Annotated in this window: 12 protein-coding genes and 1 tRNA gene; 6 read left to right on the top strand and 7 right to left on the bottom strand. The window is 34.1% G+C overall.

Annotated elements, in window-relative coordinates; all coding sequences use genetic code 11:
• Positions 1–58 precede the first annotated feature (58 nt).
• The 5 genes from JM658_RS04120 (at position 59) to JM658_RS04100 (ending at position 3395) form a co-directional block, all read left to right on the top strand.
• Entirely contained in the window at positions 59–1036 is a 978-nt protein-coding gene (locus JM658_RS04120; protein ID WP_236957961.1) for a M23 family metallopeptidase, read from the top strand.
• Positions 1036–1365 (top strand): MerR family transcriptional regulator, encoded by a 330-nt coding sequence (locus JM658_RS04115; RefSeq protein WP_236957960.1) that lies wholly within the window; start codon positions 1036–1038, stop codon positions 1363–1365. The genes JM658_RS04120 and JM658_RS04115 overlap by 1 nt, the downstream gene beginning before the upstream one ends.
• A 109-nt stretch (positions 1366–1474) precedes the next feature.
• Positions 1475–2077, top strand: a complete 603-nt coding sequence (locus JM658_RS04110; protein WP_236957959.1) for a LemA family protein — start codon at positions 1475–1477, stop codon at positions 2075–2077.
• Between the two features lie 64 nt (positions 2078–2141).
• Entirely contained in the window at positions 2142–2585 is a 444-nt protein-coding gene (locus JM658_RS04105; RefSeq protein ID WP_236957958.1) for a TPM domain-containing protein, read from the top strand.
• 6 nt (positions 2586–2591) lie between these two features.
• Complete coding sequence (locus JM658_RS04100) at positions 2592–3395, top strand: TPM domain-containing protein (protein ID WP_236957957.1); 804 nt, start codon at positions 2592–2594, stop codon at positions 3393–3395.
• A 78-nt stretch (positions 3396–3473) separates the two neighbouring features.
• On the opposite strand, the gene JM658_RS04095 is transcribed toward JM658_RS04100, so the two are convergent.
• From JM658_RS04095 to JM658_RS04075, 5 genes are all read right to left on the bottom strand, one after another.
• Positions 3474–6242, bottom strand: a complete 2769-nt coding sequence (locus tag JM658_RS04095; RefSeq protein WP_236957956.1) for an outer membrane beta-barrel protein — start codon at positions 6240–6242, stop codon at positions 3474–3476.
• A 234-nt stretch (positions 6243–6476) separates the two neighbouring features.
• Complete coding sequence (der, locus tag JM658_RS04090) at positions 6477–7784, bottom strand: ribosome biogenesis GTPase Der (RefSeq protein WP_236957955.1); 1308 nt, start codon at positions 7782–7784, stop codon at positions 6477–6479.
• Between the two features lie 174 nt (positions 7785–7958).
• Positions 7959–9479 carry a choice-of-anchor I family protein gene (locus tag JM658_RS04085; RefSeq protein WP_236957954.1) on the bottom strand — a complete coding sequence of 507 codons (1521 nt, stop codon included), beginning with the start codon at positions 9477–9479 and terminating at the stop codon, positions 7959–7961.
• A 106-nt stretch (positions 9480–9585) separates the two neighbouring features.
• The gene (era, locus tag JM658_RS04080; protein WP_236957953.1) at positions 9586–10473 is read right to left on the bottom strand and encodes a GTPase Era; all 888 of its coding nucleotides are present in this window, start codon (positions 10471–10473) and stop codon (positions 9586–9588) included.
• A complete protein-coding gene (locus JM658_RS04075) occupies positions 10460–11827 on the bottom strand; it encodes an alanine/glycine:cation symporter family protein (RefSeq protein ID WP_236957952.1) in 1368 nt (455 codons plus the stop codon). Before JM658_RS04075 ends, era begins: the two co-directional genes overlap by 14 nt.
• A 126-nt stretch (positions 11828–11953) precedes the next feature.
• Here JM658_RS04075 and JM658_RS04070 point away from each other — a divergent pair.
• A tRNA-Met gene (locus JM658_RS04070) sits at positions 11954–12026 on the top strand.
• A 120-nt stretch (positions 12027–12146) separates the two neighbouring features.
• On the opposite strand, the gene JM658_RS04065 is transcribed toward JM658_RS04070, so the two are convergent.
• Both JM658_RS04065 and JM658_RS04060 read right to left on the bottom strand, forming a co-directional pair.
• Complete coding sequence (locus JM658_RS04065) at positions 12147–12794, bottom strand: hypothetical protein (RefSeq protein WP_236957951.1); 648 nt, start codon at positions 12792–12794, stop codon at positions 12147–12149.
• A 37-nt stretch (positions 12795–12831) separates the two neighbouring features.
• Entirely contained in the window at positions 12832–13863 is a 1032-nt protein-coding gene (locus JM658_RS04060; RefSeq protein WP_236957950.1) for a hypothetical protein, read from the bottom strand.
• Between the last annotated feature and the right edge of the window lie 9 nt (positions 13864–13872).

Raw genomic sequence — 13872 nt, 5'->3', positions numbered from 1 at the left:
TTGTTACACAAATGAGCGACACGTCCATATACATGGCAAAAATAGAATTTTTAAACTAATGACGAAGGTAAAATATTATTACGATTCTGAAACTTTATCTTATAGAAGGATTGAACCTAAAAAAGGTAAAAAGGTTGTTAATATTAGTTTATTTGTATTTGCTGCCTTTCTTTTTGGCGGTATTTGCTTGCTTATTTTATTAAATACAAATTTAGTAAACACTCCAAAAGAACTCTCTCAAGCACGAGAATTAAAAAATTATGAATTTCAATTTGAGATTCTAAACAATAAAATGAACCAAATAGAAGAGGTTCTTGCAAATATAGAAGATCGAGACAATAACATTTATAGACTCTATTTTGAGGCTAGTCCTATTCCGTCAGAACAGAGAACTGCGGGTTTTGGTGGTGTAAATAGATATACTAAATTAGAAGGTTTTAATAATTCTGATTTGATTATTGACGCCACAAAAAAATTAGAAAAGCTTCAGAAAAGATTAGTTATACAATCTAAATCGCTAGATGAAATTACAGAACTTGCAAAAGAGAAAGAAAAACTTCTAGCAGCAATTCCAGCAATACAACCTGTAAGTAATGAAGATTTAACTCGTATGGCTTCTGGTTATGGTTGGCGTTCTGATCCGTTTACAAAAGCTAGAAAAATGCATTACGGAATGGATTTTACCGCCCCTCGTGGTACTCCCGTTTATGCAACTGGAGATGGAATTGTTACTAGAGCAGACAATCGCTCTTCAGGTTATGGTGAGCACATAAGAATAGATCACGACTTTGGATATATGAGTCTTTATGCACACCTTAGTAAATATAAGGTGAGACCTGGACAGAAAGTAAAACGCGGTGACCTTATTGGTCTCGTTGGAAGTACAGGTAGATCTCAGGCTCCACACTGCCATTACGAAGTATGGAAAGATGGCAACAGAATAAATCCATTAAATTTCTATTACGGAAGTTTATCTGCTGAAGAATACGAAGCTTTACTTCATGCAGCATCACAAGAAAACCAATCGCTTGACTAATGCATATAAATCTTCCAGATAAATTATATTATAGTATTGGCGAAGTAGCTAAAGCTTTTGACGTCAACGCATCCCTCATTAGATTTTGGGACAAGGAATTTGACATCCTTAAACCAAAAAAAAATGCGAAGGGAAATAGAAAATTTACACAAGAAGATTTAAAGAATTTAAGTCTTATTTATCACCTTGTAAAAGAACGCGGATTTACATTAGAAGGAGCCAAACTTCACCTAAAAGAGCAAAAGCAAAAGGCCCTTTCTAATTATGATATTATTCGTAAATTAGAAGGAGTTAAAGCTGAACTTATTAAAATTAAAGATCAGTTATAATTTATTTCATTATTTCAATTAAAATGATGAATTTTGAATCCTTTATTCTAATAGAATAAATTCCCCGACTACAACATAAAAATTAACAACTCAATAAATTATTTTAAAAATGAAAAAGTGGATCATTGGTTTAATTGTATTAGCCGTTCTAGGTTTCGGAATCTATAATTGGGCTGTTGGCTTTAATAACAAAGCCATCAATTTAAATGAAAATGTTTCTGAAGCATGGGGTAATGTACAAACTGCTTATCAACGTAGAAATGACCTAATCGGAAATTTAGTAAATACGGTAAAAGGTGCTGCAGATTTCGAGAGAAATACGCTAACCGATGTTATTGAAGCTAGAGCAAAAGCTACTTCTGTAAATATTAATCCTGAAAATATCACTCCAGAGCAGCTGTCACAATTCAATCAAGTTCAAGGTGGATTAAGCGGTGCTTTAAGTAAACTTTTAGTGAGTGTGGAGCGTTATCCTGAATTAAAAGCTAATCAGAACTTTTTGAAATTACAAGATGAACTTACCAGTACTGAAAATAGTATCCAGACTGCTAGAGTTCGTTTCAATGAAGCTATTAAGCCTTACAATAACCACGTAAAAACATTCCCTAATTCTATATTAGCAGGTTGGTTTGGTTTTGAAGGAAAACCTTATTTCGATGCTGAAGCAGGAGCTGAAAACCCTGTTGATGTTGAATTCGATTTTGACAAATAAAATAATTAGGTGCTGTTTAATTACAGCACCTTTTTTTCTAATAATCCTTTAAGTTACTCATCTCATGAAATCATCTAAAGTAGAGGCTTTTCTTTCTTCTGAAGAGGAAAAAGAAATTGTAAATGCCATCCGTAAAGCTGAAAAAGAAACTTCAGGAGAAATTCGTGTTCATATTGAAGCGTCTAGCAAGAAAGATCCTTTAAAAAGAGCGAATGAAGTTTTTCATATGTTAAAAATGGACAATACTAAAGATGAAAATGGAGTTTTATTTTATGTCGCAACAGACGATAAAACTTTTGCCATTTATGGGGATAAAGGAATTGATAGAGCTGTTCCTGAAGGTTTTTGGAACAGCACAAAAGATATTATACAAACTCACTTTAGAAACAACCGTTTTAAAGAAGGACTTGTTGAAGGAATATTAAAGGCAGGTGTAGAATTACAAAAACACTTCCCTTGGCAACACGATGATGTAAACGAACTTTCTGATCAAATCTCCAAAAGCTAAATCTTAATGCAAAAACAAAAATTAGCATTCCTACTATTTTTCTTCGGATGTATACTGTTACAATCTGTACATGCACAGTTTGATATTCCTGCAAAGCCAGCAGTACAAACTAGTGTGTATGATTATGCTAAAGTACTTTCTGCCTCAGAGAAAGCTGCTTTAGAGCAGAAACTCATTAATTATGCAGATACAACAAGCACTCAAATTGTAATAGCTACCGTTCCTAGTATTAATGGTGAATACATTGGTACACTTACCCCTAAATGGGCTCATGAGTGGAAAATAGGGCAAAGCAAAGAAGATAATGGGGTTTTTATCTTATTAGCAGAACAAGAGCGCAAGATCTGGATTTCTCCGGGCTATGGACTCGAACAGAAGTTAACAGCTGGTATTAATGGAGAAATTATAAGAAATGTTATTCTTCCAGAATTTAAAAAAGGAGATTACTACAGTGGCTTAGACAAAGGAACTGATAAACTCATAGATCTCTTTAGCGGCACATATACAGGAACACCGCAACAAAGAAAAAGCAATTCTTCTGGTGGTGGCGGTGGCTTTATTTTCTTGTTCATCATCTTTATTGTAATTATGATTATTCTATCAAAAAACAATCGTGGCGGAGGTCGTAATGGCGGACGTAGAGGCGGTGGCTTTGATCTTATGGATATGATAATACTAAGTAACCTTGGCCGCGGTGGCGGAAGCTTTGGAGGCGGTAGTTCCTCTGGAGGTGGCTTCGGCGGCGGTGGTTTTGGAGGTGGCTTCGGCGGAGGCGGCTTTAGTGGTGGGGGTGCTGGCGGAAGCTGGTAAAACTACCTTAACTCAAAAAAAAGAAATCCCGAAGATTCATTGAGTCTTCGGGATTTCTTTTTTGTTAGAATTCACACTCTACATTCTAATATGTCTTCCTCCTCGTCCACCACCTGGCCCTGGCTTACCTCCAAACTGATCAAACTTAAAGCTCAAACTAGCCATAAAGTATTGTGTAAGTACAGTACTCTGGTAATCTTGAATATAATCTGCTCCCGTTGTACGCCTAACATTATTATTCTGATTCAGTAAATCGTAAGCTAACACCTTGAATGTTGCTTTCTTTTTAAAGAATTGATACCCTAAACTCATGTTCCAAAACAATGCATCTTTATCAAACTCATCTGAAACATTCCCATTGTAATTATAGTTTATATCATTACCCCATACTACATTTTCTGGCCAATATGTTGTAGTTCTAAAGGTAGCTGTATGAGATATAAACTCAACATCATCTAACCTATCGATATTATACTTAGTATTGTTATATGAAATATCATACCCTGGCTCAATTTCTATCAGTTCCAAATAATTAAAAGTTGTACTTATTCTTGGAGTAATACTAAACTGTTTAGAAGTTAATTCTTGCCCGTTACTAAAGCTTACATCTTTACTATAACTCATGTTTGGGCGAAAATTAAGCTTTATAGTATACGTAGTATCCTTCTTAATTTGCTTAGAATATCCAAAACCTAGGTATGTATTATAATTTCCATTAACATTTGTATAGGTAGTAGTACGTAAAAGATTTTCATCCGTTGTAGTAACACTTACTACTTTATCATCTTGAATTTCTCCTCCAGCATATAAAAACACTCCTGTACGCTCTCTCCAATTAAAATTATTGAAATTCAGTGACAAACGATGTGTTTTAGAAACATCAAGATCTGGATTACCTTGTCTTATATTTAATGGATTACTGATATTTATTACAGGCTGGAGCTGCCCAACTGAAGGCACGTCAATATTTGTTCGATAATTTACTCGGAAACGCGAATTTTGACTAAACCTATATGATGATGAAGCACTAAGTAATAAGTTCTCATAACTCCTTTCAAAAGTCCCCTCATGCAAATAATCTTGATTATCAATATCTGTTAGTGCATAATCTGCCCCTACTCTCCAACGCCATTTCTCACCATCTCTACGTATTCCAAAAGATGGCCTTTGTTGAGTATTACTGAATTCAAAATTAGTACTTAGGTCATCGTTAAAGTCGTCGTACGCTAACGTATTTTCATTGAAGTCTAAAACATCGTTCTCATTACGTTGTTTTTTATCTTCATAATCATAACCAAAATCTAAAAAAAACTGATTCCCAAGCGGCTGTCTATAAGAAACTCCAACTTGATAACTATCAGTTCTATTATCCGTTTCAGTAAATTGATTTACTGATTCTAAAGTTGGATCATCTCCAAAAACCTCTCTCGTAGATTGAAAATTAGATTCATTTTCATTTTTAGAGTTATTATTAGAAAAAGTTACTCTTACAAACTTTCCTAGCGTGTCTAGCTTCTTGATAATGTTTAAACTATTAGAAAAACTTCTTTGTAACCCATCATCTAAGGTTTGTGTTTCATTACTATTTGACAATTCTCCATCTACATCTGTAGAGTTTGTCATACTCGTATCCATAGAGTTTGTTCTTGTCACATTCAAAGATGGATCTAAGGAAATACGAAGTGTTTCGTCAATGTCAAATTCTAGATTTGCTGAACCGCTATTTGAATTTGTAGAACCATCAAAACGAGATTCACTATTGGTAAAGAAGCTACCTTCGGGCAATAAATTTTCTCTAGACGTTTTTTGATCGTTATAAGAATCACTATACGCAAAGAAATAGTTTGCACTCAATTCATAAGCATCTTTTTCTGCATTTGCATAACTAGCTCCAACTGTAGAAGATGTTGTAATCCCTCTTCCGTAGCTATTTATCAAGCCATTATCTGTAAGTGTAGAATACCCTCCTCGAGTATTCCCAACCATGTCATATACTTCATCAAAAGAAAAACCAGCGTTATTAATATTATTAGAACTCGCTATAAAGCTAATTCGCTCTTTATTTTTAAAATAATTAAGCAAACCATTTACTTGATAACGTTCATCGGTACCGTACCCCAATGAAGCACGCCCCATGTATCCTTTATTTTTATCCTTTTTGATAGTTATATTGATGGTTTTATTTTCACCATCACCTTCATCTCCAGTAAATTCTTGTGTTTTGGATTTGGTATCAGAAATCTGAATCTTATCGATAATCTCTTTTGGTAAACTTTTAGTAGCCACTTTAGGATCATCACTAAAGAAAACTTGGCCATTTACCAATACTTTATTCACTTCTTTTCCATTAACAGTGATCTTTCCATCGGTATCAACCTCAACTCCAGGAAGTTTTTTAAGCACATCTTCTACATTGGCATCTGGTCGTGTTTTAAAAGAGTCAGCATTAAATTCTAAGGTATCTTTTTTTATAGTAATTGGAATACGCTCTCCAACAACGCTAACACCTTCTAATTGTTCTGCTTGTAAAGCCAATGCTATCTCCCCTAAAGCAATTATTTTCTTATCGAGTGTAATTGTTTTTTTAACGGGAGAATAACCGTTATAGATTATATATAAATTGAGTTTTTTTTGAGCAGAATTTAGATCTAAAACAAAACTTCCTGTTTGATCAGAAATTGTATAAGAGACCATCGTACTATCCTTAATAGTTTCTGCATAAATAGTAGAAGCCTCTAAAGGCTCTTTTGTAGTTTCATCAATTACTTTTCCGGTAACTTCATATTCTTGTGAATATGAGTAAAAGGTGGTGACTAGGAAAAATAACAAAGCTAACTGCTTTTTCATTTGGTTGTCTTTTAAGTTTATCATGCTTCTAAGACTTTCATTTCTAAATAAGGTTTAACGGCTAGGGGAATTTTTACTGAATTACAGAAAATAAAAACCTCTAATGCAGAAAAGCAAAAGAGGTCTGTTTGAAAATTTATCATCATTTTGTTTTTGGTATAGTTTCTCCGAAAATAGAACAAAACCATTACCAATAAACGTATTATTTACTTTTTAATAATACTTTAACTTTTATTATTTCTTTCTAAAATAAACTTGCACTGGAACTCCGTGGAAATCGAAATTCTCTCTTAATTTATTTTCAATGAATCTACGGTATGGTTCTTTCACATACTGTGGTAAATTAGCAAAAAAAGCAAATTGAGGTGTTGGTGTTGGTAACTGCGTACAGAATTTCACCTTAACATACTTCCCTTTATGAGAAGGAGGTGGTATGTTCTCAATAATTGGCAACATCACTTCGTTAAGCTTAGAAGTGCTAATGCGCTTTGTTTTATTGTTATAAACTTCAACAGCAGTCTCTATCGCCTTAAATATACGCTGCTTTGATAATGCTGAGATAAAGATAATAGGGACATCGGTAAAAGGTGCAATCTGCTCTCTAATGTATGCTTCAAATTTCTTTACAGTATGGGTATCTTTTTCAACCAAGTCCCATTTATTCACTAGAATAACGATTCCTTTTCTATTTCTTTCAGCAAGCCAAAAAATATTAAGATCTTGCCCTTCAAACCCACGGGTTGCATCTAATACTAACAAACAAACATCACTATGCTCAATCGCACGAACAGAACGCATTACCGTATAAAACTCTAAATCTTCTTTTACTTTAGCTTTTCTACGGATCCCTGCCGTATCCATTAAGTTGAAATCGAATCCGAAACGGTTGTATTTAGTATCAACACTATCTCTTGTAGTTCCTGCAATATCGGTTACGATATAACGATCTTCTCCCAAAAGTGCATTTATAAAAGATGATTTACCTGCATTAGGACGTCCTACAACAGCAAATCTTGGCAATTCTTCTTGCGCTTCTTCCTTTACATCTTCTGGTAAACTTGCAGCTACAGCATCTAATAAATCTCCTGTACCACTACCATTTATACTTGAAATTGTATAATACTCTCCTAAACCTAAAGAATAAAACTCTACAGCATCTGCTTCTCTAAGAGCACTGTCTACTTTATTTACAGCAATAAAAGTAGGTTTGTTTGCTTGACGTAATAATTGAGCTACCTCCTCATCCATTCCTGTAACACCAGAAACAACATCTACAACAAATATTATTACATCTGCTTCATCAATAGCAAGTTCCACTTGCTTATCAATCTCTTTTTCAAAAATATCATCACTTCCTACAACATAACCTCCTGTGTCAATAATAGAAAACTCACGACCATTCCAATCTGATTTTCCATAATGACGATCACGGGTTACTCCACTAATTTCATCAACAATAGCGTCTCTTCTTTTAATCATACGATTAAAAAGAGTTGATTTCCCGACATTCGGTCTTCCTACAATGGCTACAATAGCACTCATACTAAAAATTTTATGGCGCAAAGGTAATTCTATTTTTTCAGTTTTTAATGATTGCTTTTCGGTAATTAAAAAGTTGCACCATAAATCTTTAACATAAAATAATTCATATAAAAAAGAAAAGGCTGACTATAAAATAGACAACCTCTTCTGCGGAATTAAAATTAATCTTATATATTATTCGTTTTCATAAATACTTATCGTTCCACTCCCTTCGTTTGTAACTACTAAAAGTTCTTTTTCTGAAGGACTATCATCAGCAGAAATAGCAAGAACTCCTTCTGGAGCCATATCTCCAGACTGTTCTAAAAACTGTATAAATTCTGGAGCTGACGGATTACTTATATCATATACCATAATCTGACTATTACGCTCTAAACCTACAAAAAGAATTGTTCTTTCTCCTATTAACACGGTCTCCACTGCTTCTGGTTCTGCACCTTTATCATCACTTCTACCATCAACTTCTCCTTCATCAGCATTAAAACTTCCTGGAGTATATGCTAAAACTTTTTCGGAAATATCACTTCCGCTATCATAGACTAATACACCGTCTCCTGACCATATTGAAAAAGAACGCGCTCCATATGAATAAAGTTCGTCGTAATCTCCATCATTATCTGTATCGCCTAATGTAGTCGTTATTTTTAATCTTCCTAAATTTTCATCTTCCTGAAGTGACGCTGCATCTGGAAAAGCAATCGGATCTAACTCAAGATCCTTTACTCTTTCCTCTTCAGAGAAGCCATCATAATCTCTAGAATCTCCTTCATTGGCAGTTATGATATAATCTAAGCCATCAACTTTAGCATATTTAATTGCATCGGGCATAAAAACACCATAAACAGGCCAATTTTTAAGCACTGTCTCATCGTCTTTATTGCTAGTATCTAACATATTCTGAGCCAACATATGATCCTTGAATCCTAATGGATAAATAGCTTCGATTTTCTTAGTTTCTAGATTTACCTTTGCTATACCATTATTCTCTTGTAATGTAATCCATGCTGTTTTAGAATCCTCAGAAATTGCTACATATTCTGGCTCTATATCTTGAGCTAAAGTGGCTCCTGGTCCAAAAACTCTAAAGCCACCATCCTTGAGTGTTGACTCTTGAGCTGAGAAATCATCAAAAGTTAGGGTCATTACGTTTCCAGAAGTAACCTCAATAATACTAACACTTCCTTTTGGGTCTGTTAAATAATCGGAGCTAGGCTCTCCTTCATCAGCAGTAACAAGATATTTTCCATCTGGAGAGAATAAAACCATATCTGGCAACGCCCCTACAGTGAAATTATTTACTAAAGTCTCATCTTCTGTATTGTAAACTAACACATGTCCGTTTTGCTGCTTATTAGAAGCCTCTACAGCAACTGCCAGTAATTTATTGTTTACTGAAACACTATTAGGAGTTCCATTAGCGCTTACATCGATTGCTGTATTTTGAATAGGCGCAGATGGATCTGATAAATCAAATACCATTACCTGATTTGCATCTGGATTTATAGTAAATAGTTTTTTAGTTACTGGGTCAAAAGCAGAAATTTCTGTAGCGCCACCAGGATTTAATGTTGATATATGCTGAAAATTGACATTTACAACTTCAGGAACTTCTGTAGTTGCACTGTCATCATCATTAGTGCAAGAAGCAAACGCAATAGCCATTATGGCAATTGCGGGAATGTGTTTAAGTTTCATTTGATAGAATTATTAATTCCCCCAAAGAAACTGAAGCACCTTTAAGTTAGTGTTAGTTAAATAGTAAGTTTGAGTTATCTAACTACCTAATAGCGTAAATAAATTGTTACTTCTGATTATAACCAAAACGCTTAAGCTGGTTTTGATTAGAACGCCAATTTTTATTAACCTTTACATATATTTCTATATGCACATGTTTTCCAAAGAATTTTTCTAAATCTTTTCTCGCTTGAATTCCTACGCGTTTTAGAGCAGCCCCTTTATGCCCTATAATAATTCCTTTTTGAGTTTCTCGTTCTACCATAATAACAGAACGAATTCTGATAATATCTTCATCTTCAAAAAACTCTTCTGTTTCTACTTCAACAGCATAAGGAATTTCTTTTTTGTAGTTGATAAGGATTTTCTCTCTAATAGTTTCATTTACAAAAAATCGTTCAGGTTTATCTGTAATCTGATCTTTTGGATAGAAAGGAGGCGATATTGGCAACAACTCTAAAATACGGTTGAAAATAGTATCTATATTGAAATTGGTTAAAGCGGAAATAGGATAAATCTCAGCATTAGGAACTTTTTCACTCCACCATTGTACTTGTTCCTCCAAAACTTCTTGTGAAGAGATATCTATTTTATTCAGCAATAATAAAACTGGTAATTTCGAAGATGTTATCTTATTAAAAAAAGCTTCATCTTTTAATTCTCGTTCTCCTATTTCTACCATATATATAAGGACATCTGCATCTTCGAAAGCAGATTTCACAAAATCCATCATAGATTCTTGCAATTCGTATGCTGGCTTTATAATCCCTGGAGTATCAGACAATACTACCTGAAAATCATCACCATTTACAATCCCAAAAATACGGTGTCTAGTAGTTTGTGCTTTAGATGTTATAATGGATAGCTTTTCACCAATAAAAGCATTCATTAATGTAGATTTCCCAACATTAGGATTTCCTATGATATTTACAAAACCGGCTTTATGCTTCTCCATCTTTTATCTTTTTTAAATACACCTTCATAGAACTATTAACTTTTGGAGCTAAATAGATAACTGCTATCATATTAGGAATACACATTAAAGCATATGCCAAATCTATAAGATTGATAACAACTCCCACAGAAGTAATTGCTGCAAAGGTAATGGTAGCTACGTAATAAATATTAAAAAACTTGCCAATTTTAACATTGGTAAGAAATGTGAGGCATTTTGTACCGTAATAAGAGTATGTAAATAACGTAGACATAGCGAAAGCAGAAACTATAAACATTAATAAAATATCCCCATATCCAAACAGCGACTTTTCAAAAGCCAATAAGGTCATTGCAATACCGTTGCTTTCTACATCTAAATACGCTCCACTTATAATTATAGTAAGAGCTGTGAGTGTACAAACAATAATTGTATCTATAAAAGGACCTAACATTGCTACAAGTCCTTCTTGAACAGGTTCGTTTGTTTTAGACTCTCCATGATACATAGGCGCACTTCCTAAACCAGACTCATTAGAAAAGACAGCTCTTCGAACTCCTAATATTACCAAGCCCCAAAAACCACCTTTTACAGCTGTTTCTATATTAAAAGCTTCTTGAAATATTAATTTAAAAGAAGGAATAATATCACTTACATTGGTAAACATAATGACTAAAACGGCTATAAAATAAAGTGCTACCATAAACGGAACAATTGCAGTCGCAACCTTAGCTATTTTTTTAAGTCCCCCGAAAATCACTAATGATGTTAATGCTGAAAGAGTTAATCCGATAATTAATTTCCAATTGAAATCTCCTAATGCGGCGATATTAACATCAGGATTTACAACACTCATAAATGTTTGTGTAAACTGATTAACGGTAAAAACACCTAAAAAACCAATAAGTCCCGCTGCGGAAAAGAAAATAGCTAGCGGTTTTCCACTAATTCCTAATCCTTTGGTCATATAATGCATTGGTCCAGATTCTATATTTCCTTTATCATCTATAGTTCTAAACATTACTGCCAAACTACACGAATAGAATTTTATAACCATTCCGATAATTGCAGTAACCCACATCCAAAAAACTACCCCTGGTCCACCTTGATAAATAGCAATTGCAACTCCCGAAATATTACCGAGACCTACAGTAGCTGCTACTGCAGAAGACAAGGCCTGCACATGACTAATTTCACCTGGATCATTAGGATCATCATGTTTACCTCTTAAAATCTGAATTGCATGGCGAAATAATAGATAAGGTTTAAACCTAGAATAGATAAGTAAAAAGATTCCTCCTCCAATCACAAAAAAGAGCATAATCCATTCTGCAAAGGGAATTAGGGAGCTAATAGCTTCATTAATTTTGTTCATAAAAACTAAAGTAACTAAATACTTGGATTCAGGAAAGGAAAATAGATAAAAGACACTTTTTTTAAAATAATTTCATTTTATTCTTGCACAAAAGCAAAAAGGTTGTATATTTGCACTCGCAAACATCGCGGGATAGAGCAGTAGGTAGCTCGTCGGGCTCATAACCCGAAGGTCACTGGTTCGAGTCCAGTTCCCGCTACTAAGAGAAAAGCCTTTCAGGAAACTGAGAGGCTTTTTTGATTTATAGATTTTCTTTACTTGATAACATATAAAAAACTCTAGTGAAGACTAGAGCTTTTTATATATTCTTATTATTCCTCTAATTCAAACTGAAAACAACTCCACCACCAAGACTAAATTGGTAAAACGTAGAATATGTTACAACGGTAGCTTGCGGTCCATATACGTCAAAATAGAAACCACCACTAGCCCCTTGCACTACAGAGAGTAATTGCGCTTGCATACGAATTCCAAAATAATCATTCATCCAATAAATTCCTCCTAGTTTTGCTCCCCAGCTAAATTTTGTTGCATCAGAGCTTCGGCCATTATTTGGATTATAAAGATTAGCAATTGCCATACCTGCCATCAATCCACCATATCCTTGAAACTGTGAACCTGGTCTAGAAAAATAGCGATTTCCTCCGATTAATAAATAATTCAAGTCCAAATCAAAATTGGCCACTTCCTCTTTAATACTGTTGTAAGTTCGGTACCTAGTTGGCGAATTTGTATCTTGACGGAGATAAGTAAACTCGAACCCCATGTACTGACTCGGTTTATACTCTAAACCTGCACCCCATTGGAAGCCTCCTTTTATCTTTCCATCATAATATGCTCGATAATCGTAATACGAATCGAAACTATCATCAAAAGCATAATTACCATAAAAATTGACATAAAATTCTTGAGCTTGCATACTGCTTATACCGAAAAACAGCACTAATAGATAATAAAACTTCTTCATTATTATTTACTTATGTTGGTTATCACTTAACTTAAATTTATTTTCTCTTATTTATCCCGAAGCGGTAATTTGCAGATAACATTATCTGATTTCTTCCCTTTCCTACTCCAGTCTCCAAACGATACCACCATCTCCTTCCATGATTATATTGAACTCCTAGTTGCAAAGAAAACTCGCTTACAGGTTCCTTTTCAAATCGGTATCCTAAGGTTTTATCACCTGGCGTTCTACCGCTTAACCAATCGTCAATTTCTTTTACGACTTTATTAACAACCACTTGTTGTGCAGGTCTTAAATCATCATACCAGTTATTAGCAGTATCTGATACATCATCTTTTATTTCCTGAAGTTTCCCTTGATCTACCTTAGAAAAAATCTCACTAATACTAAGTGCCCCATTAGAATTCCTATCTAAATGTTGATGCTGAACACCAATACTGAAATTTATATTATGAAAGCGCTTATGGAATCCAAAACTACGCCCCAAACGAAAAGAAGTGATCGTTCCAAAAACATCATCATCTAACGAACTTACATCAGACCAAGTAGCATTAAAATTTAAGACAGCAAAATAATTTCCTGTTCCGTAGGCTAAAACTGTACCTAATCCATAAGTACTCGCTGTAGGATTTGTTGGAATCTCTAACTCAATTGGATTAATTAGCTTGATAGCATTGTTACTTTCGGAATGCGCATAAATTCCATATACATTCAAAAAAGGAAATAACCAGGCTTCTAACCTTACATTAACAACATTAGCAGTATTCTCAAAAGTTTCAAACTCTAGAAAACCCATATCCACATAGTCGGAATCGTCTAATTTCAATGCAATATTATCTATGTTTAGATCGGTATCTTGCCCAACATAATTCACCATAATCCCAAAAGGCAGCGGTAAATCGTGACCCATTTTCTGAACTCTATCTCCATAAATAGGTAATACATATGGATAATCTGAATTCATCAAACTATCCCTATGAATTCTATCAACTTTTCTAATAGCTATGTCTTGACTAAACACATTATTTCCAAAAAATATTCCAATAATTAATAATATCAATACTTTCAAAAAAGTACT

This window comes from Joostella atrarenae, assembly GCF_021764745.1.
GTDB classification, from domain to species: Bacteria; Bacteroidota; Bacteroidia; order Flavobacteriales; family Flavobacteriaceae; genus Galbibacter; species Galbibacter atrarenae.
The sequence above is the reverse complement of the archived record's forward strand: the minus strand, read 5'-3'. Positions and strand labels throughout refer to the sequence as shown.